General features: G+C 70.1%; 19 protein-coding genes and 1 tRNA gene. 7 read left to right on the top strand and 13 right to left on the bottom strand.

Going from position 1 to position 19,136, the window contains the following annotated elements:
- The first annotated feature begins 1 nt into the window (after position 1).
- Positions 2-652, top strand: a complete 651-nt coding sequence (locus tag ACLQ2T_RS00255) for an aminodeoxychorismate/anthranilate synthase component II (protein ID WP_425763950.1) — start codon at positions 2-4, stop codon at positions 650-652.
- A 43-nt stretch (positions 653-695) separates the two neighbouring features.
- On the opposite strand, the gene ACLQ2T_RS00250 is transcribed toward ACLQ2T_RS00255, so the two are convergent.
- Genes ACLQ2T_RS00250 through ACLQ2T_RS00215 form a run of 8 tightly spaced genes read right to left on the bottom strand, consistent with a single transcriptional unit; the run spans position 696 to position 10,412 of the window.
- The gene (locus tag ACLQ2T_RS00250; RefSeq protein WP_425763949.1) at positions 696-1,367 is read right to left on the bottom strand and encodes a SanA/YdcF family protein; all 672 of its coding nucleotides are present in this window, start codon (positions 1,365-1,367) and stop codon (positions 696-698) included.
- Between the two features lie 29 nt (positions 1,368-1,396).
- Positions 1,397-3,232, bottom strand: a complete 1,836-nt coding sequence (gene pknB / locus ACLQ2T_RS00245) for a Stk1 family PASTA domain-containing Ser/Thr kinase (protein WP_425763948.1) — start codon at positions 3,230-3,232, stop codon at positions 1,397-1,399.
- Positions 3,229-4,692 carry a serine/threonine-protein kinase gene (locus ACLQ2T_RS00240; RefSeq protein ID WP_425763947.1) on the bottom strand — a complete coding sequence of 488 codons (1,464 nt, stop codon included), beginning with the start codon at positions 4,690-4,692 and terminating at the stop codon, positions 3,229-3,231. The genes pknB and ACLQ2T_RS00240 overlap by 4 nt, the downstream gene beginning before the upstream one ends.
- A gap of 1 nt (position 4,693) precedes the next feature.
- Positions 4,694-6,199, bottom strand: coding sequence for a peptidoglycan D,D-transpeptidase FtsI family protein (locus ACLQ2T_RS00235; protein ID WP_425763946.1), 1,506 nt, complete (start codon positions 6,197-6,199; stop codon positions 4,694-4,696).
- Positions 6,196-7,683 carry an FtsW/RodA/SpoVE family cell cycle protein gene (locus ACLQ2T_RS00230; protein ID WP_425763945.1) on the bottom strand — a complete coding sequence of 496 codons (1,488 nt, stop codon included), beginning with the start codon at positions 7,681-7,683 and terminating at the stop codon, positions 6,196-6,198. The genes ACLQ2T_RS00235 and ACLQ2T_RS00230 overlap by 4 nt, the downstream gene beginning before the upstream one ends.
- Positions 7,684-7,710: 27 nt before the next feature.
- Positions 7,711-9,132, bottom strand: coding sequence for a protein phosphatase 2C domain-containing protein (locus ACLQ2T_RS00225; RefSeq protein WP_425763944.1), 1,422 nt, complete (start codon positions 9,130-9,132; stop codon positions 7,711-7,713).
- A complete protein-coding gene (locus ACLQ2T_RS00220) occupies positions 9,129-9,617 on the bottom strand; it encodes an FHA domain-containing protein FhaB/FipA (RefSeq protein ID WP_425763943.1) in 489 nt (162 codons plus the stop codon). Before ACLQ2T_RS00220 ends, ACLQ2T_RS00225 begins: the two co-directional genes overlap by 4 nt.
- Positions 9,618-9,623: 6 nt before the next feature.
- The gene (locus tag ACLQ2T_RS00215) at positions 9,624-10,412 is read right to left on the bottom strand and encodes an FhaA domain-containing protein (protein WP_425763942.1); all 789 of its coding nucleotides are present in this window, start codon (positions 10,410-10,412) and stop codon (positions 9,624-9,626) included.
- A 227-nt stretch (positions 10,413-10,639) separates the two neighbouring features.
- Here ACLQ2T_RS00215 and ACLQ2T_RS00210 point away from each other — a divergent pair.
- The 3 genes from ACLQ2T_RS00210 (at position 10,640) to ACLQ2T_RS00200 (ending at position 12,716) form a co-directional block, all read left to right on the top strand.
- Positions 10,640-10,725 (top strand) — tRNA-Leu (locus tag ACLQ2T_RS00210).
- A 63-nt stretch (positions 10,726-10,788) separates the two neighbouring features.
- Entirely contained in the window at positions 10,789-11,922 is a 1,134-nt protein-coding gene (locus ACLQ2T_RS00205; protein WP_425763941.1) for an NAD-dependent epimerase/dehydratase family protein, read from the top strand.
- Positions 11,919-12,716 (top strand): WecB/TagA/CpsF family glycosyltransferase, encoded by a 798-nt coding sequence (locus tag ACLQ2T_RS00200; RefSeq protein ID WP_425763940.1) that lies wholly within the window; start codon positions 11,919-11,921, stop codon positions 12,714-12,716. The genes ACLQ2T_RS00205 and ACLQ2T_RS00200 overlap by 4 nt, the downstream gene beginning before the upstream one ends.
- A 70-nt stretch (positions 12,717-12,786) precedes the next feature.
- Here ACLQ2T_RS00200 and ACLQ2T_RS00195 read toward each other — a convergent pair whose 3' ends face one another.
- Positions 12,787-14,661 carry a S8 family peptidase gene (locus ACLQ2T_RS00195; RefSeq protein WP_425763939.1) on the bottom strand — a complete coding sequence of 625 codons (1,875 nt, stop codon included), beginning with the start codon at positions 14,659-14,661 and terminating at the stop codon, positions 12,787-12,789.
- Between the two features lie 222 nt (positions 14,662-14,883).
- On the opposite strand from ACLQ2T_RS00195, the gene ACLQ2T_RS00190 reads away from it, so the two are divergent.
- Positions 14,884-15,486 (top strand): hypothetical protein, encoded by a 603-nt coding sequence (locus ACLQ2T_RS00190; protein ID WP_425763938.1) that lies wholly within the window; start codon positions 14,884-14,886, stop codon positions 15,484-15,486.
- Here the strand turns inward: ACLQ2T_RS00190 and ACLQ2T_RS00185 are convergent.
- From ACLQ2T_RS00185 to ACLQ2T_RS00175, 3 genes are all read right to left on the bottom strand, one after another.
- Positions 15,454-15,858 carry a hypothetical protein gene (locus ACLQ2T_RS00185; RefSeq protein ID WP_425763937.1) on the bottom strand — a complete coding sequence of 135 codons (405 nt, stop codon included), beginning with the start codon at positions 15,856-15,858 and terminating at the stop codon, positions 15,454-15,456. The genes ACLQ2T_RS00190 and ACLQ2T_RS00185 overlap by 33 nt on opposite strands.
- Before the next feature lie 172 nt (positions 15,859-16,030).
- Positions 16,031-16,252, bottom strand: coding sequence for a DUF397 domain-containing protein (locus ACLQ2T_RS00180; RefSeq protein ID WP_425764397.1), 222 nt, complete (start codon positions 16,250-16,252; stop codon positions 16,031-16,033).
- The gene (locus ACLQ2T_RS00175; protein ID WP_425763936.1) at positions 16,228-17,103 is read right to left on the bottom strand and encodes a helix-turn-helix domain-containing protein; all 876 of its coding nucleotides are present in this window, start codon (positions 17,101-17,103) and stop codon (positions 16,228-16,230) included. The genes ACLQ2T_RS00180 and ACLQ2T_RS00175 overlap by 25 nt, the downstream gene beginning before the upstream one ends.
- 487 nt (positions 17,104-17,590) lie before the next feature.
- Here ACLQ2T_RS00175 and ACLQ2T_RS00170 point away from each other — a divergent pair, with 487 nt between their 5' ends.
- Both ACLQ2T_RS00170 and ACLQ2T_RS00165 read left to right on the top strand, forming a co-directional pair.
- Complete coding sequence (locus ACLQ2T_RS00170) at positions 17,591-17,878, top strand: hypothetical protein (RefSeq protein WP_425763935.1); 288 nt, start codon at positions 17,591-17,593, stop codon at positions 17,876-17,878.
- 120 nt (positions 17,879-17,998) lie between these two features.
- Positions 17,999-18,433: a hypothetical protein gene (locus ACLQ2T_RS00165; protein WP_425763934.1), complete on the top strand. Its 435-nt coding sequence runs from the start codon at positions 17,999-18,001 to the stop codon at positions 18,431-18,433.
- A 12-nt stretch (positions 18,434-18,445) separates the two neighbouring features.
- Here ACLQ2T_RS00165 and ACLQ2T_RS00160 read toward each other — a convergent pair whose 3' ends face one another.
- Positions 18,446-19,015: a PASTA domain-containing protein gene (locus ACLQ2T_RS00160; protein ID WP_425763933.1), complete on the bottom strand. Its 570-nt coding sequence runs from the start codon at positions 19,013-19,015 to the stop codon at positions 18,446-18,448.
- Positions 19,016-19,136: the final 121 nt, after the last annotated feature.

The following is a 19,136-nucleotide window of genomic DNA, read 5'->3' as shown; positions in this document are numbered from 1 at the left end:
GATGCGCGTCCTGGTGATCGACAACTACGATTCCTTCGTTTTCAACCTGGTCCAGTACCTGGGCCAGCTCGGCGTGGACTGCGAGGTACGGCGCAACGACGAGATCGACCTGGCCGAGGTGGGCCGACTCGGCCGAGCCGGGTTGCTGCTCTCGCCCGGCCCGGGTAGCCCGGATCGGGCCGGCATCTGCCTGGAGGTCATCCGCGAGTACGCCGGCAAGCTGCCCATCTTCGGGGTCTGCCTGGGCCACCAGGCGATCGGTGAGGCGTTCGGCGCCACCGTCACCCGGGCCCCGGAGTTGCTGCACGGCAAGACCTCGCAGGTCCACCACGACAACAGTGGGGTCCTCGCCGGGCTGCCCGACCCGTTCACCGCGACCCGTTACCACTCCCTGGCGGTGCTCCGCGAGACCCTGCCGGAGGAGCTGGAGGTCACCGGCTGGACCGAGTCCGGCATCGTGATGGCGATGCGGCACCGCACCCTGCCGATCGAGGGTGTCCAGTTCCACCCCGAGTCGGTGCTCACCGAGGGCGGCCATCTGATGTTGGCCAACTGGCTGGCCACCTGTGGTCACCGTGAGGCGTTGGACCGCGCCCCGGAACTGGCCGCCGAGGTCGACGCCCGCCGCCTGGCCGCCTTCGCCACCAGCTGAGCCGAGAGGCCGGGCAGGTCCGCCGCAGTGCCAGGTTGGTCCCTCAGCGGGTCAGTGCGTCCCTGACGCCAGGGTGAGCCGGGGAGTCGACTGCGGCGGGGCGGTTTCGGATCGCATCCCAGGCAGCCTTGCCACTGGCGAAGTAGTCCCGTACCGCCTTCTCCGCTAGCAGGCCCGCCCCGCAGCCGGAGCAGCGGGCGGGCACCCCGTCGGCCTCCACACCGAGCTGCCGACAGAGGGTCACCGCCCGGGACAGGTGGTAGGACTGGGTCACGATCAGGGCCCGCTGCACCCCGTACACCTCCCGGGCACGGCGACAGCTGTCGTAGGTGTCCAGGCCGTAGGGGTCGGCGACGACCCGCTGCGGATCGACCCCCAGCCGCTCGGTGAGGTGTGCGGTCATCGCCGCCGTCTCGTCACCGGAGGCACCGTTCCCGTCGCCCGAGACGAGTACGACCTGGGCCCGTTGTCGATGTACCAGCTCCGCGGCGGTCTCCAGCCGGCCCGCCAACCGGATGCCCGGCTGACGCCCCTCCTCGGTCACCGCCGTGCCCAGGACGATCACCACCTCCACGGTCGGGGCCTCGTCGACGGCATGGATGTGGCCGTACGCGGTGGCGGTCGTCCACATCCAGGGCAGGCTGGTGAGCAGGAGGGCGATCAGCCCCAGGACGGTCACCCGGCGCACGAGGCGCCGCCGACTCACCCCGCCCATCGGCGACTCATCCGGCCTGTCGGGTCCGCTCAGTCGACGGGTAGGCGGAAGGGCGGGACGCCCGGCCACACCTGACCGGTGTCGCCACTGCCGCCACCGCTGCCACCACCGTCATCGTCCGGCGGCGGGGTGGTCGGCTCCCCGGTCGGCGGGGTCGGGGTCGGAGGGTCGTCGTCCTCCGGCTCCGGCACCGATACGACGATCGTCACCTTGGTGCCCTTGGTCCGCTGGCTGCCGGCGTTCGGGTTCTGGTCGGTCACCCGGCCGGCCCGGTCGGCGGGTACCTCCGGGCCGATCTCCACATTCCACTCGAAGCCGGCGTTCTCCAGTTCCCGCTTCGCGTCGGCCTCGGTGAGGTTCTCCACGTTGGGCACCCGGGCCACGTTGCCCTTGGAGACGGTGAGGGTGACCACGGTGTTCTCGGCGACCTTCGTGCCTTCCTTGGGGTCGACCTCGAGCACCAGGCCGGCGGCGTCGGCGCTGTTCTTCTCCACGACCTTGACCCGGAGCTTGCGCTCCTCGACGCGCAAGGTGGCGCTGTCGACCTTGCTGCCGACGAGGCCCTCCGGAACGGTCGCCTCCGGCTTGCCGCCGCAGAGCCGCACGGTGACCGTGCTGTTCGGGGCGACCCTTTCTCCGGCGGGCGGGGTCTGGGTGGTCACCCGGCCCTTGCGGCAGTCCGAGGTGAACTCGTCGTCACCCCGCACCGGCTGAAGGCCGTCCGCCTCCAGCCGGGCGAACGCCTCCTGCTGGGTCATCCCACTGAGGGTGGGGACCGGCACCTCCTCGGCCGCCCGGTTATTGAACAGCAGCGCGGCCACCAGGGCGATCACGGCCAGCACCCCGAGGGCGGCGAACATGGCGATCAACCAGGATGAGGCGCGCCGCTGACGGGGGTCGCCCACCCGGGCCGGGATCTGGCGGGTCTGGGTGGCCCCCGCCGAGGGGTAGCCCGGACCACCGGCCGCGGACATCGGCACGGTCTCGTCCTCGCGCAGCACCGGGGTGGCCATCACCGGCCGACCCGCCGCCGCCCGAAGCAGATCCGCACGCATCTCGCCGGCGCTCTGGTAGCGGTTGAGGGGGTTCTTCGACAGCGCCTTGAGCACGATCGCGTCGACCGCCGGGTTGACCTCCGGGTTGAGATCGCTCGGGGTCGGCGGGGCCTCCCGCACGTGCTGGTACGCGACACTGACCGGGCTGTCGCCGACGAAGGGCGGATGCCCGCAGAGCAGCTCGAACAGCACACAACCGGCGGCGTACACGTCGGAGCGGGCGTCGACGGCCTCGCCGCGGGCCTGCTCCGGGGAGAGGTACTGCGCGGTACCGATGACCGCGCTGGTCTGGGTCATCGTGGTGGCGCCGCTGGCCAGGGCACGGGCGATGCCGAAGTCCATCACCTTGACCTGGCCGGTCTGGGTGAGCATCACGTTGCCGGGCTTGATGTCGCGGTGGATGATGCCGTGCCGGTGGCTGAAGTCCAGGGCGGCGCAGATGTCGGCGCAGATCTCCAGGGCCCGCCGGGGTTGCAGTCGCCCCTCGGCGCCGAGCACCTCTTTGAGGGTGCGCCCGTTGACGAACTCCATCACGATGAACGGAAGGGTCTCGCCGGTGGGTGCCTGTTCCTCACCGGTGTCGTAGACCGCGACGATCGCCGGATGGTTCAGGGAGGCGGCGTTCTGGGCCTCCCGACGAAACCGCATCTGGAAGGTGGCGTCCCGAGCGAGGTCCGTGCGGAGCATCTTGATCGCGACGTCGCGGCCGAGCCGAAGGTCACGACCTCGGTGCACCTCGGCCATGCCGCCATACCCGAGCAGCTCGCCGACCTGATACCTGCCACCGAGCAGGCGGGCCTGCGCTGTCATCGCGTCCGTCGTCCTTCGCTCGTCATCGTCTCGTAGCCCGCTCGGGGCTGATCCAGTCGACGGTACGCCGTCCGGGCCGGATCGTCTTGTCCGTCGGGCCCCAGCGCGCCGGACGTCACCGACTGCACGGACCCCACTACCGGCATGCTGCTGTTGAGGCTGTCCCGCAGCCTGTAGGAAACCACGCCCGAACAGACCACGACCAGTGTGCCCAGCAGGATGGCCAGGAACACCATGCCGGGCCGTGACCGCCTGGGTGCGGGCCGCGACTGACCGACCTGCGGGGCGTACGCCGGGGGAACCGGAGCTGCACCGCGTGGATAGCCGGTCACCGCCGGTGCCACCGTCGTCGGACGGGGCTGGGCGACCGGCTGCCGCCCGGCGACCGGCCGGTGACCCGCCGCCGGAGGATGCGCTGCGGCCGGGCGACGGTTGACGGCCGGCGGCCGAGGTCCGGCGGGCGAGTGGGAGGCCGCCTGCGGCCGGGGTGCCGCGGGCGAGTGAGGGGCCGCCGGTGGGCGGGGCGGCTGCGGCGCCGGCACCTGGGCCCGTCCGGGAGGCGGTGCCGCCGGGGGCCGACCCGGGGCCGGTGAGGCCGGCGCCGCCGAGATGGGGGCCGACCCACCGGGGCGCGCCTGCCGGGACAGGGCCGCCTTCAACTGCCGGGCGACCCCGGCCAGCATGGCGGCGCTGGCCCAGCGGTCCTTCGGATCCTTGGCCATCGCCCGCTCGACGAGCGCGCAGACCTGCGGCGGAATGTCCGAGGGCAGCTGCCGGGGGGTCTCCCGGACGTGCCGCATGGCGATGTCCAGCGGGTTGTCGCCCTCGAACGGCCGACGCCCGGCGAGACACTGGTAGGCGACCACCCCGAGGGCGTACACGTCGGAGGCGGGGGTGGCTACCTGACCGGTGGCCTGCTCCGGCGAGATGTACGAGGCGGTGCCGAGCACGGAACCGGCTGCGGTGAGCTGACCCACCAGCTCGGAGCGGGCGATGCCGAAGTCGGTGAGCACCAGGGTGCCGTTGGGGCGGACCAGCAGGTTGCCGGGCTTCACGTCCCGGTGCACGATCCCCTTGACGTGGGCGGCGTGCAGGGCGTCGGCGGCCTGCGCGACCAGCGCCATCGTCCGGGCCGGGGTGAGTCGACCGACCCGGCTGAGGGTGGCCGACAGGGGATCGCCCTCGATGTACTCCATCACCAGGAAGGCGATCTGCTGGTCGCTGCCGAAGTCGTAGACGTCGACCACCCCCGGGTGGTTGATCGTCGCCATGGTCCGGGCCTCGCCCCGGAACCGCTCGGCGAAACCCGGCTCGTCCAGCAACGCCGGGAGCAGGCTCTTGACCGCGACCGTACGCCCCAGCACCTGGTCGGTGCCGCGCCAGACGTCACCCATGCCGCCGCTGGCGATCCGCTCGTCCAGGCGGTACCGGTTGCCTAGCTGTACTCCCGGACTGAGCATGTCAGCGCCCCCCGGGGTCGGCGATGGCGGCGCGCATGATCTGGCCGGCGATCCGGGCGGCCTCGGCGCTGCCGCCGCTGCCCGCCTCCTCCAGCACGACGCAGACCGCCGAGACGGGGTTGCCGTCGGAGTCCAGTGCGAAGCCGATGAACCAGCCGTGGTCGGGCCGGTCCGGCGCGGACTGCGCGGTACCGGTCTTGCCCCCCACGGTGTAGCCGTTGATCTGGGCGTTGCGCCCGGTGCCGTTGCGCACCACGCTGACCATCATGTCCCGCAGGTCGGCGGCGACCTGACCGCTGACCGAGCGGCGCAACTCGCGCGGGTTGGCGGTGTCGTAGACCGTGGTGCGATCCGGCGCGAGCAGCTGACGCACCAGGTACGGCCGCATCTGGCTGCCGTTGTTGGCCACCGCCGCCGCGATCATGGCCCCTTCCAGCGGGGTCATCCGCACGTCCCGCTGCCCGATGGAGGACTGGGCCAGTGCGGCCGGGTCGGGGCCGCCGTCCGGGTTCTCCATGCTGCCGGTGCGGCTGGCCGCGACGCCCTGACCACCCTCGCCGAGCCGGCCCACGGTCAGGTCCTCCTGCTCGAAGCCGAAGTCCTGGGCCTTCTTCTTGATCACATCGGGGCCGAGCTGCACCCCCAGCTTGGCGAAGCCGGTGTTGCAGGAGTCGGTGACCGCCTTCATCAGGGTCACCTCCGCCTGGGGGCAGATCGAGGGCGCCGCGTTGGTGATCGACTGACCGGAGGTGGGCGGGGTGTAGCTGGGGCCCGCCGAGATGTTGGTGTCCTTGCCGATGCCGTTCTCCAACGCGGCGGCGGCCACCACGATCTTGAAGGTGGAACCGGGTGGCAGCACCTCCCCGAGGGCCCGGTTGCGCAGCGGACGGGACCGATCCTGATCCAGCTTGTTGTACGCCGCCGTCGCCTCGCGGGTGTTGTGGCTGGCCAGCGAGTTCGGGTCGAAGCTGGGCATGGAGACCATGGCCTGCACGGCCCCGGTACGCGGATCGATCGCGATCGCCGCCCCCTTGCTGGCCCCCCGGTTGTTGTTGCGCAACTGGTCGTACGCGACGTCCTGAGCACGCGGGGAGAGGGTGAGCAGCACGTTGCCACCGGCGGTGCGGTTGCCGGTGAACATGTCCTTGATCCGGTTGGCGAAGAGCTTGTCGCTGGTGCCGGCCAGGAAGTCGTTCTCGGACCGCTCGATGCCGGTGTCGGCGAGGTTGACCGGCTTGTAGCCGAGCACATGGGCGTACTTCGCCCCGCCGGGGTAGGTACGCAGGAAGGTCAGCTTGCCGTCGGTCTCCTTGCTGACCGCCAGGGCGGTGCCACCGGCCTCGATGTTGCCCCGGCGACGCTCGTACTCGGCCAACTGGACCCGGGTGTTGTAGTCGCTGGTGCGGTACTCGTCGGCCTTGTACCCCTGAACCCAGTTCAGGTTGGCGAAGAGCAGACCGAACAGGACGATGACGACGACACCGACCCGGCGCAGGGGTGCGTTCACGGCTTGATCACCTCCGTGGGGGCACCGTGCAACTGCTCGGGCGGGCCCCCGGTCGGTCGGTTCACCTTGCCGCCGCCGGTGACCGGCCGACGACCGGCGTCGGAGACCCGCAGCAGCACCGCGATGAGCAGCCAGTTCGCCATCAGCGAGGAGCCACCGGCGGACAGGAAGGGGGTGGTCTGACCGGTCAGCGGGATGAGCTTGCTGATCCCGCCGACGATCACGAAGACCTGCAACGCCAGGGTGAAGGCCAGGCCACCGGCGAGCAGCTTGCCGAAGGAGTCCCGCACCGCCAGGCCGGCCCGCAGCCCCCGCTCCACGATCAGCAGGTAGATCACCAGCAGGGCGGAGAGCCCGAACAGGCCGATCTCCTCACCGATCCCGGCGAAGATGAAGTCGTTCTGCACCTCGGGCAGCTCCGTCGGCTGGCCGCCGCCCGGCCCGGCCCCGAACAACCCACCGGTGCCCAGGGCCAGCAGCCCCTGCACCAACTGGTAGCCCTCGTGGTACGGCTTGGCGAAGGGATCGAGCCAGATGTCGGCCCGGACGGAGAAGTTGAGGAAAGGTCCACCGACCGTACTGCCGAGCACGTACGCCAGGTAGGCGCCGCCGAAGAACAGGACCAGACCGATGAGCAGCCAACTGACCCGTTCGGTGGCGATGTAGACCGTCGCCACGAACATGCCGAAGTAGAGCAGGGAGGTGCCCAGGTCCTTCTGGAAGATCAACACCAGCAGGCTGATCACCCAGACCACCAGCACCGGACCGAGGTCACGGCCGCGCGGGAAGTCGATGCCGAGGAACCGGTGACTGGCCAGCGAGAGCACCTCGCGCTTGCGGACCAGGTAGTAGGCGAAGAAGGCCAGCAGGGCCAGCTTGGCGAACTCACCGGGCTGGATGGAGAAGCTGCCGATGCGGATCCAGAGCTTCGCACCGTTGATCTCGGAAATGCTGTCCGGCAGCACCGCCGGGATCATGACCAGGACGATGCCGGCCAGCCCCAGGGTGTACGCGTACCGCGAGATCGAGCGGTGGTCGCGCACCAGGGCCAGCAGACCGGCCGCGAGCAGCACCGACAGCAGGGTCCAGGCCAGTTGCCGGCCACCGGTACCGGCGAAGATGGCCAGGTCGGCGCGCTCCTCCGGGTCGGCGTAGGCCAGGTCCAGTCGGCGCAGGAAGCCGACCCCCAGGCCGTTGAGCAGCGCCACCGCCGGCAGCAGTGCCGGGTCGGCGTGCGGGGCCAGGAACCGGATCACCACATGGATGCCGAGGAACACGGCGGTGAGCACCGCGGCCGGCACCCAGAAGTTCGGGGTCACCGTGTCGAGCACGTTCGCCTCGACCATCGCGCTGTACGCGGCGACCAGCACCATGGCCAGCAGCAGCAGCGACAGTTCGGCGTTACGTCGGGACCGGGCCAGGCGTACGCCGGGTCGCTCGCCCGCGTTGGCGGGCGAGGATGCCGGAGTGGCCGCTGCGGTCACGATCGTCCTCGGGTCGGAAGCCGACGCCTACTCGGGCGACCGGCAGGCCGCCGGGTCGACCGTGGGCGTGAAGGCATCGGCGGGCGGGGCGTCCGGTGTGCTCACCGGCGGGGCAAGGGAACTGCTGTCGGGTGCCGGCGAACCGCTGGCGGCCCGACTCGGCGGAGCGCTCGGCGCCGGGGAGAAGAAGTCCGCCGTGGGGTCGGTGCTCGGGGTCGAGGTGGGCGGGCAGAGCGGCTTCAGGTTGACGTTCGTCGGGCTGTCCATGGTCAGCTCCGCCAGCCGGCGCTCCGCGTCCGGCCTGCTCCTGGCCGGAATGCCCTGCTTGACCTGCTCCTGAGCGGCGAGGGTGAGGTCGTCCAGCCGAGCGGTGCTGGTGGAATGCACCGAGGAGAGATCCATCCCGGCGATCTCGCCCTGGATGCCCTGGAACACGGCCACCTGGCCGTCGTCGGTCGCCCCGACGTAGTACTGCCGCTGGGTGTATTCGTACCCGGCGAAGACCCCACCCCCGATGATCACCAGGAGGGCGGCCGTCATCGCCAGGGCACGCAGCGGACGGCGGCGGGCCTCCGGCTCGTCGTCGTCTCCGGCCGGCTCCTCCGGCGCGGGCGGCCGGGGAGCCGACAGCGCCGAGGCGCGGGCCGCCGGGGTGGAGACGTCCGCCGAGGTCGCCATGCCCCGGTCCCGGGCAGCCGCACCGCCGACGATCGGGGCGGCCTCGACGATGTCGCGGTCGGTGGCGTCGGCGATGATCACGGTGATGTTGTCCGGACCGCCGCCGCGCAGGGCCAGTTGGACGAGCCGCTCGACGCACTGCTGCGGGTCGGCGTACTCGCGCATCGTCTCGGCGATGGTCTCCGCACTGACCACCCCGGACAGTCCGTCCGAGCAGATCAGGTAGCGGTCCCCGGGCAACACCTGGCGGACGGAGTACTCCGGGTCGATGTCCCGACCGTCGAGGGCCCGGGTCAGCAGCGACCGCTGAGGGTGGCTGCTGGCCTCCTCCGGGCTGATCCGACCCTCGTCGACGAGCATCTGGACGTAGGTGTCGTCCTTGGTGATCTGGTTGAAATCACCGTCACGCAGCAGATAGGCGCGCGAGTCACCGATGTGGACCATCCCCAGCTTGCTGCCGGAGAAGAGGGTCGCGGTGAGTGTGGTGCCCATCCCCTCCAACTGCGGGTTGGCGTCCACTGTCTCGCGGAGCTGTTGGTTGGCGGTGCCCACGGCGGAACGTAACGCGTCGACGAGGGCATCCCCAGGGACGTCCTCGTCGAGCGGCGCCATGGCACCGATGACGATGTTGCTGGCGACGTCACCGGCGGCCATACCGCCCATGCCGTCGGCGACGGCGAGTAGCCGCGGTCCGGCGTAGACGGAATCCTGGTTGCCGTCTCGGATCAGACCGCGGTCGCTGTGGGCCGCATAGCGCAGGGTCAGAGTCATGGCCGTAATTCGAGAGAGGTGCGGCCGATCCGGATCGGCACGCCAAGGGGTACGGGGGTCGGTCCGGTGACCTTAGCGCGATCGAGGTACGTCCCGTTAGTCGAACCGAGGTCTTCGACGAACCACTGCCCGTCACGGGGCGCCAGCCGGGCGTGTCGCGCCGAGGCGTAATCGTCGGTGATGACGAGGGTGGAGTCCTCGGCCCGACCGATGGTTATCTGAGCCTCACCCAACGTGATCCTGGTGCCGGCGAGTTGGCCGGCGGTCACGACCAGTTGATGCGCCGCCCGCCCCCGCTTCACCTTCGCCGGCTTCGCCGTCGCCTGGCCGGTCGACGCACCGACCATGCGGGGCGCGGCCACCAGCCGACCGGACCGGGCCCCGGCGAAGAGATCCCGCCGGATGACGCCGACCACCGTGAACACGAAAATCCACAGCAGGACGAGGAATCCGAACCGGGCGACGGTGATGACGAGTTCCGGCAAGGCGGATCAGCCGTCCACGCGGAAGGTGAGGGTGGTGGTACCGAGCTGGATCATGTCGCCGGGGTTCAGCGCCACGGCGGAGACCCGCTGGCCGTTGACCATGGTGCCGTTGGTGGAACCGAGGTCGGTCAGCACGACCTGCCCACCGTCGAAGTCCAGCCGGGCGTGTCGGCGGGAGATGCCGACGTCCGGCAGGCGCAGATTGGCCTGGTCGCCACGACCGATCACGGTCGACCCCATCTGGAGCGGGTAGGTGCGGCCGTCGCCGGAGACCAGTCGCACGTTCCGACCGCCGCTGTGCGCAGGCGGCGGACCGTAGCCACCACCCTGGTCGTAGGCGGGGTAACCGGGGGGACCGGCGTCGTAGCCCGGGGCGGCTACCGGGGCGACCTCGCCACCGGTGTAGACCTCGGCGGTGACCCGGAACATACCGGTGTCCAGCCCTTCGCCGCGCTCGATCTCGACGATCACGTCGCCGTAGACCGTCCACGCCTGCTCGCCGATGAACTCCGCCTGCGACTGGGCCAGTTCCTGGGCCAGCGCGGCGGCGTACGGCGCCAGCCGACTGTGGTCGTAGGGCGAGAGATCGATCACGTAGCGGTTGGGCACCAACGTGCGCCCGCCAGCCAGGATGGCCTTGTGCGCCTCGGCCTCCCGCTGCATGGCGTTGAGGATCTCCACGGGGTGCACGACCCCTTTGAAGACCTTGGCGAAAGCTCCTTCGACCAGGCCTTCCAGACGCTTCTCGAAGCGTTGCAGCACGCTCACCGGCTCCTCCTCGGGTCCCGAGGACATGATGGTATCCGTCCAGAGCGCACGCAGCTCACACGCCGCTCGGCCGGCAGGCCAGGCCTCGTTCGGACGGCTCAGGATTGTCGTGCTACTCTTTCGTCCGCCACGAACGGTAACCGCTGGAAGCAGCGAACGCCATTCGCGGCGAAGACCGGAGCCACGTAGCATTGCCGAGGCCCCGCTGGCGACAGCGGAGTCGGCGTTTACTACGCTGACCGAGGTCATGCCACGGGGAAGTGGCGGAATGGCAGACGCGCACGGTTCAGGTCCGTGTGTCCGAAAGGACGTGGGGGTTCAACTCCCCCCTTCCCCACCAGTCGACGAGGCCTCGCGAATTCGCGGGGCCTCGCTGCTTATCGGGCATACCGAATGTCACGCTATGCTTCGCTGGTTTCTGCCTCCAACGGACCAGGAGTGGCTCGTGAGTGTCGCATTCGTGACCGGCTCGGGCGGGTTGATCGGCTCTGAGGCGGTCCGGCACTTCGCCGGCCTGGGTCTCGACGTGGTCGGCATCGACAACGACATGCGGCAGGAGTTCTTCGGCGAGGAGGCGTCCACCGCGTGGAACGTACGTCGGCTCACCGACGAACTGGGCGAGGCGTACTCGCACCACAGCATCGACATCCGTGACCGCAGCGCCCTGGGTGCGCTGTTCCAGCGGTACGGCCGGGACATCGTGGTGGTGATCCACACCGCCGCCCAGCCCTCGCACGACTGGGCGGTACGCGATCCGTTCACCGACTTCGACGTCAACGCCGCGGGCACCCTCAACGTGCTGCAGAACGTCCGGGAACACTGCATCGAGGCGCCGATCATCCACTGTTCGACCAACAAGGTCTACGGCGACCGGCCGAACAGCCTGCCCCTGGTCGAGTTGGCCACCCGCTGGGAGATCGAGCCGGGGCACCCGTACGAGCGGGGTATCCGGGAGGACATGTCGATCGACGCCTGCCTGCACTCCATCTTCGGGGCCTCCAAGGTCGCGGCGGATGTGATGGTGCAGGAGTACGGCCGGTATTTCGGGATGAAGACGGCCTGCTTCCGAGGCGGCACCCTGACCGGGCCGGCCCACTCCGCCACGGAGTTGCACGGTTTCCTCGGGTACGTGATGCGGGCCAACATGGAGCGCCGCACCTACAAGATCTTCGGCTACCAGGGCAAGCAGGTCCGGGACGCCATCCACAGCTCGGACGTGGTCTCCGCCTTCGAGGCCTTCTTCCGCAACCCCCGCTCGGCAGCGGTCTACAACCTCGGTGGCGGCCGACACTCCAACATCTCCAACCGGGAGGCGTTCGCGCTGGCCGAGCAGATCACCGGCCAGGAGATGATCACCGAGTACGTCGAGGCCAACCGGATCGGCGACCACAAGTGGTGGATCGGCTCCAACGAGGCCTTCCAGGCCGACTACCCGGACTGGAAGCAGGTCTACGACGTACCCATGATCATGCGAGAGATCTACGAGGCCAACGTGGACAAGTGGGTCCCGGCTGACAACGGCGAGGTCCGGTCGTGAGCAAGCGCAACGTGCTCGGCGTCCTGGTCGACGCCACCGACTATGCGACCGCGACCGAGCAGGTCGTGGCCGCCGCCCAGGAGCGCCGCCCGCTGGCGCTGACCGCGCTCGCCGTGCACGGGGTGATGACCGGGGTGCTGGACCCGGCGCACAACGCCCGGTTGAACTCCTTCGACCTGGTGACCCCGGACGGCCAGCCGGTGCGCTGGGCGCTGAATCTGCTGCACGGGGCGGGCCTCACCGATCGGGTCTACGGGCCTCAGCTGACCCTGCATGTGCTGTCCCGCTGCGCCGACGAGGGCCTGCCGGTCTACCTGTACGGCTCGACGGAGGAGACCCTGGCTCGGCTGATCCCCGAACTGGAGCGGATGTTCCCGGCCCTCAAGATCGCCGGGGTGGAGCCCTCCAAGTTCCGTGCCGTGCAGCCGGGGGAGGACGTGGAGATCGCCGACCGGATCAGGGCCAGCGGGGCCCGGCTCGTCCTGGTCGGCCTGGGCTGCCCCCGCCAGGAGATCTTCACGTACGCGATGCGTCCGCTGCTGGACATGCCCTTGATGGCCGTCGGCGCGGCCTTCGACTACCACGCCGGGCTGCTGCGCCAGCCCCCGCCGTGGATGCAGCGGGCCGGGCTGGAGTGGTTCTGGCGGCTCGGCCTGGAGCCGAAGCGGTTGTGGCGGCGGTACGTGATCCTCAACCCGGCCTACCTGAGCCGGTTGTTCGCACAGAAGGTCGGGCTGTGGAAGGCCCGGCCGCCCGCGCCGGCCACCGAGCGACCGACCGGTTTCGCGGTCTGACCGCACGCCCGGAGATTGACGACGATCGGGCCCCCGACCGCTTGGTCGAGGGCCCGATGTCGTACGAGGGTCAGAGGTTGAGGGTCCAGGTGTTGAGGTAGCCGGTGTCAGCGCGGTAGACGTCGCGCACCTGGAGGCGCCAGGTGCCGTTCGCCGCCTCGCTGGACAGGTTCACCGTGTAGGTGGTGTTCACGTTGTCCGTGCTGTCCGAGCTGCTGCTGTTCTTCAGCCGGTAGGACGAGCCGTCCGGGGCGAGCAGGTCGATGACCAGGTCGCCACGGTAGGTGTGCACGATGTTCACCGCGACGGTGGAGCTGGACGAGGCGTTCCGGTTGCAGCCGGAGATGATGATCGAGCTGGTCACCGCCGAGCCGGCGTCCGGGATCGAGACGTCGGTGCCGTTGGTGCCGGAGCAGCTGCCGCTACCGCTGCCGGTCACCGTCAGCGTGTAGGTGGCGGTCTTGGTGCCGGAGGCCGCGCTACCGGTGATGGTCACCGGGTACGTGCCGGCCGGCGTGCTGGCCGAGGTGCTGATGGTCAGCGCCGAGGACCCGCCCGAGGTGACCGTGGCCGGGCTGAACGAGGCGGAGGCCCCGGACGGCAGGCCGCTGGCCGAGAGGCTGACCGACTGGGCCGAGCCGTTGGTGGTGGCGGTGGACACCGTGGCGGTCGCCGAACCGCCCGGCGCGACCGAACCCGAGGTCGGCGACACCGAGACCGAGAAGTCGTTGGTCGGCGGCGGGGTGCTGCCGTTGACCACGTAGAGCAGCTGGTTGGGGGTACCGGTGCCGACGTTGCTGATCACGTTCGGGGTGGAGTTGTTGACCAGGTAGTCCCGCACCTGCTGGTTGCTCCAGGACGGGTTGGCCGAGAGCACCAGGGCGGCGGCACCGGCGACGTGCGGCGAGGCCATCGAGGTACCGCTGATGGTGTTCGTCGAGGTGTCGTTGGTGATCCACGGGGCCGTGATGCTCACGCCGGGTGCCAGGATGTCGACGCAGGTGCCGAAGTTGGAGAAGCTCGCGGCGGCGTCGTTGTTCTGGGTGGCACCGACGGTGATCGCCGGTGCGGTCCGGGCCGGGGAGTAGTTGCAGGCGTTCTGCCGCTGGCCGAGGCTGTTGCCGTTACCGGCGGCCACCACGAAGGTGACGCCGGAGTTGATCGAGTTGATCACCGCGTTGTCGAGCGTGGTGTTCGCCCCGCCGCCGAGGCTCATGTTGGCCACGGCGGGCTTGACCGCGTTCGCGGTGACCCAGTCGACGCCGGCGATGACCCCGGCGTTGGTGCCGCTGCCGGAGCAGTTGAGCACCTTGACGGCCACCAGTCGGGTCGCCTTGGCCACGCCGTACGCGGTGCCGCCGACCGTGCCGGCGACGTGGGTGCCGTGGCCGTTGCAGTCGGTGTTGTTGGAGTCGACCGCGTTGGTGCCCCAGGTCGCCCGGCCACCGAAGTCCGAGTGGGAGGTCCGGATGCCGGTGTCGATGATGTACGACGTCACGTTCGAGGCCGTGTTGGGGTACGTGTAGGAGCTGTTCAGCGGCAGGTTGCGCTGGTCGATGCGGTCCAGGCCCCAGGACGGCGGGTTGGTCTGGGTGGCCGCGAGCTGCACGGTGTGGTTCTGCTCGACGTACGCCACCGCCGGATCCGCCGCGATCCGGGCCGCCGCCTTGGCGCTGATCCGCAGCTCGGCGCCCCGGATGGCGGTGCTGTAGGTGCGGGCCGTGGCTCCACCGTGACGGCGCAGCAGGCGTTCCACCGAGGAGCCGACCGCGGTACGGCTCACCTCGCTGTCCTTGAACACGACGATGTAGCTGTCTTTGACGGCGGTGGCGCCGCCGGCGCTTCGGATGGTGCCGACCGGTTCGGCGGCCATGGCCGGCGTCGCTGCCGCCACCATCGCCAGCGCAGCCAAGCCGACGAAAACGGACCTTTGTGGAAGAGCCATCTTCCTACTACCTCCCTCTGATCGACAGCCTTCGTCGCCTGCTCGGGACAGCTAGATCGAAGGACGCCGATCAAGAAGAGGGTAGTTCCAGGTGTTCCACCAGATAAACATGTCGGATCACCCATAACACGAAGCGATGGTTCCCCCTACGGGTACGGGTACGGGAGCAACCGGGGACCAACCCGGATTCGGCGGCGCGAAAAACGGGCAAGGCTGACAGGTATGCAGAACCACTTGGTCCTCCTGCTCCCGGTCGCAGTCGTCTGGTGGGCCGCCGGCTACCTCGCGGAGGGGCTGCCCCGGATGAGGCACGCGCGCGGGCTGCGCCGACACGCCGGCTGGCTGCTCGGATTGACCCTGGTCGGGCTCGGTCTGACGGTGGCTCTGCCGATCGCCGGCCTGACCACCGCCGGTGCCACCCTGGCCGACCGGGCCGCCGGTGGCCTGGCCCTGGCCGCCCTGCCTGCGCTGACGGTGGCGATCTGCACCGTACGCCGGGTGCGTCGACTCCGGGCCGGAGCGGGGGCACTGGCCGTCGCCCCTCAGACCCCGGCCCCGCACGGGCTCCGGGCCGCCGCCGCCCATCCGATGATCGGGCTGCCGTTGCAGGTGACCGGCCTGACCCTGCTGCCCGCACTGATCGCGGCCAGCGGCGTCGGTCAGTTCTTCGGCCCCGGCGCCACCGGCCCGGCGGTCACCGTCGGAGTGTTGGGCGTGGTGGCCATCGGGGTCCGCCACGCGCTGCGGCACAACCGGCTCGCCGAGCGGGCCATGCCGCAGCGGTCCGCCAGCTCACCGAGCCCGGCCGGCGCCCTGCACGTATAGCAGCTCCAGGATCGCCCGGGTCGCCTCGAACCAGCGGTCGAGCCAGCCCGGAGGCGGCACACTGCCCCTCGGCGGCAACTCCAACAGCAGACCGCGCAGCAGCGGATGATCCGCCAGGGAGCCCTCGTCCATCGTCGACCAGCCGGCCGCCGGGAAGGACGGCTCGGTGAGCGGATTGGGGTCCAGCGACGGCAGGGTGAGCGGCGAGGCCGCCGGCTCGCCCGTCGGGCTGGCCTCCCGCCCAGGGTGTTCGGTGTCCGTCGAGACCACCTCGGTCAACACGGTGTCCCGCCGAGCCCCACGATATTTCCCACCGAATCGCTCCGGCTTGCCCGGCCCGTTGGTGAGGTTGTCCGACCCGATACTCGTCATCCGTCTCGCCTGCCTCGTTCGGATACCCGCCCTGCTCGGGGGGATGTCGACCAGCGCGTACCGAGAGGTACAACGAGACGGGCTCGAAGTGGCGACGGCAGCCGCGCCGACCGTCGGCATGAACTGGTCCCCGACCGGACATGCCGATCGGGGACCAGTCACTACTACGGGATCAGTCCCGTCCGAAGACGCCGTCCCGTGTGCCGGCGACGAAGGCGCGCCAGCCACCCGGGGCGAAGACCAGGGCCGGTCCGGCCTTGTCCTTCGAATCCCGGACGCCGACCGCCCCGGTCACATACGCCACCTCAACGCAGTTGTCACAGTTCGGCCCGCTCTTCGAGCTCTTGAACCAGTGCGCCTGCGTCAGGTTCACGGGGAATCCTTGCGTCGCCATTTCCACAGCGGCTCCTCTGCCAGTTTTGCGATGTACCCGACGGACTCCTCCGGACGCATGGCCGCTGCTCGAATGTGATCGAAGATGAAGTTGTACTTCTGTAGCTCGTCGCTCTTCTCCAGGAAGAGCCCACCCGTGGCGTTCTCCGCGTACACGACATCCGGATCACCGGGTTCAGGGAAGCCCAGGATCGTGAAGGTGCCGTCCATGCCGGCGTGAGCTCCCACCTCGAAGGGCAGGACCTGCAACGTCACGTTCGGCAACCGGGCTACCTCCACCAACCGCTGGAGCTGAGCGCGCATCACCGCGTCCCCGCCCACCGGACGGCTCATCACCGCCTCATCGAGCACCACCCACAGATCGACCGGATCGTCCTGCGTCAACAACGACTGACGACCGAGTCGGACACGCACTCGTTGCCGCACCTGTTCCGCGGTGAAGTCAGGGCGGGCCGCCCGGATCATCGCGTTGGCGTAATCCTCGGTCTCCAGCAGACCCGGAACGACCTGCTGTTCGTACGCACGGATCGAACTGGCCGCGGCCTCCAGGCCCACGTACGCCCCGACCAGAACCGTGCTGTACGGATGCCACCATCCCTTCTGCCGCGCCTCCCGCGCGATCTGCACCAACTCGTCGCTCTCGGCACCGACCACCCCGTAGATGCGGAGCATGTCCCGAACGTCCCGGGGGGTCGCGGTGGTGTGGCCGGTCTCGATCCGGGAGATCTTCGACGCCGAGCACTCCAGTTGCTCGGCGACCGCCTCGATGGTGATTCCGGCCGTCTCGCGCTGGCGACGAAGCTCTGCGCCGAGTCGGCGTCGCCGGATGGTCGGACTACGCCGCTCACTCACGGTGTCACCTTCCGCCTCGACGCGCCGCTGCATGCCGCCCGCCTGGGGCGCGCAATCCATGGGGCGGCGGACGTTCGCGGCAAGGGTGGAACCGGTCCTCGACCGGCCGCGACGGGCGAAACCGGTCCCAGTGTGCCGTTCGGGTGGTGGAACGTTCAAGCGTCGTTTCGCGCGAGCCGCTCACGTATCGGCAAAAGTCGACATGCAACTTGCATGAAGCATGACCCTGATGCAGTCTGTCCGTATGACCCAGGCTACGCACCGTTTCGATCCAGTCTCCCCCTGTGATCATCACGGTGCGATCGGAGGCGGTGGCGTCAGCCGCTTTCCGTGACAGCCGAGACATGACGGGACCGGTGGCGACCAGCACCGCTCGACCCGTCAACGTCACGCACCGGCGTAGAGACACGACCTCCGCGCCGGGAGTTCGCACTGCCCCCCACAGCCTTGCCGGCCTTCTCCGCCGGCCGATCCTTCAGGAGCCCATGTGCTTCCCCGCTCCGGTGACGTACTGCACGTGAACAGCGCGGCCAGCGTCCAGTTCACCAAGCCCATCCACTTCCGGGTCATCCGGGTGCTGGACCGGCCGACCTACGACGGCTGGCTCTGGCTGGAAGGCTACGAGTTGAACGCGGTGGGAGACGCGGTCAACCGCCGGTCCATCTTCGTCAAGCGGGAAGGGCTGCGACTGCTTCAGGCCGCCCCGCAGCCGCTGCCGCACACCGTCCGCGCGCTGCGCCGGCCCGTGAGCCGGACCCCGATTCGTACGGGCTGAGCAGCCGATCCACGACGGGCTGAGCCTTCGGAACATCCGCCGAGGGGCACACCGGCATCATAGAATCGGTGTGCCCACCCCGGCACCTCTCCACCGCGCGTCCAGGGCCCTGAACCTGGGATGGCCATGGTCAATCTGTCCGCGCGGCGGCCCCATCGGTCCCGTATCGCCTACGCCTTCGGAATCCTGGCACTGCTAGGTGCCGCCGCCACTCTGGCGGTGCTGGTCCGGGATCCCGCCCTGTCGTCGACTCGGCTGGCCGAGCCGGTGCCCGCCCCCGAGATCACGGTGGTGGAAGCCACCCCGACGGCGGGCTCACCACCCACCTGGGACGAGTACACCGACGAGGGCTCCGCCGTGCCGCCCGAGGGCTCGGCCACCCTGCCCGGCGGCGCCGAACCCTCCGCCGGGCACCGGGCGGGCCGGACCGGTCACACCGTCGGCGAGCACAGCGCCGACGAACTCAGTCGGTCGCTGTTCTGGTCAGGGGTGTTCGGGCTGGCCATCTCCCTGGCCGGGCTGGGGCTGGTGGGTACCAGACGACGCCAGTGGTGAGCGCACCGACGGTCACCTCGTGGGGCTGGCCGTGGCCGTCGGCTCAGTGGTCGTCGGTTCAGTGGTCGGCTCGGTGCTCGGCGGCCCAGAGGTCGGTGTCGACGGGCTCGGACCGGCCGTGGCGACCACCAACCTGACCACGTCGCCCGACTCGACGGGATCACCCGCCCCCGGGTCGGTGGCGATCACCGTTCCCGCCGGTTGGTCCGACGGGCGGTACTCCACCTGGGGTTCGAGGTCCAGCCGGTCCAGCAAGGCCCGGGCCGCCCCTTCGGTGAGGCCGACGAGTGGGGGCAGCGGCAGGGTGGTCGACGCCGCGCTGGTCGTCGGCGCGGCCGAGGGCGACCGGGTGGGTGACGGCGAGTCGCTCGTGGGTACCGCCGAGGTCGTCGGCTGCGGCGAGGGCGGGCCGGAGTCGCCCTCGTCGACCGCCTGACGCGCCAGCCACAGCCCTGTCCCGAGCAGCGCGAGGAGCAGCAACAGGGCGATGCCCCAGGCGATCGGCAGCCACCAGCGCCGCCCGGCCGGGTCGTCGCCGTACCACTCGCCGGCGGCCAGGTCGCGGTCCTGACCAGGACCCACCGGCGGTACCTCGGCCCGTCCCGACCATGGCTCGGACCGCCGCACCGGGGGCACCGGTACGGTCGGGTCCGCCGCTGTGGATCCAGGGGTGCCGCCCAGGATGGCGGTCTGGTCGGGATCT

Source organism: Micromonospora sp. DT229 (assembly GCF_049844505.1).
Classification (GTDB): Bacteria; Actinomycetota; Actinomycetes; order Mycobacteriales; family Micromonosporaceae; genus Micromonospora.
Note: the sequence above shows the minus strand (reverse complement) of the source record. Positions and strands in the feature narration are given on the sequence as shown.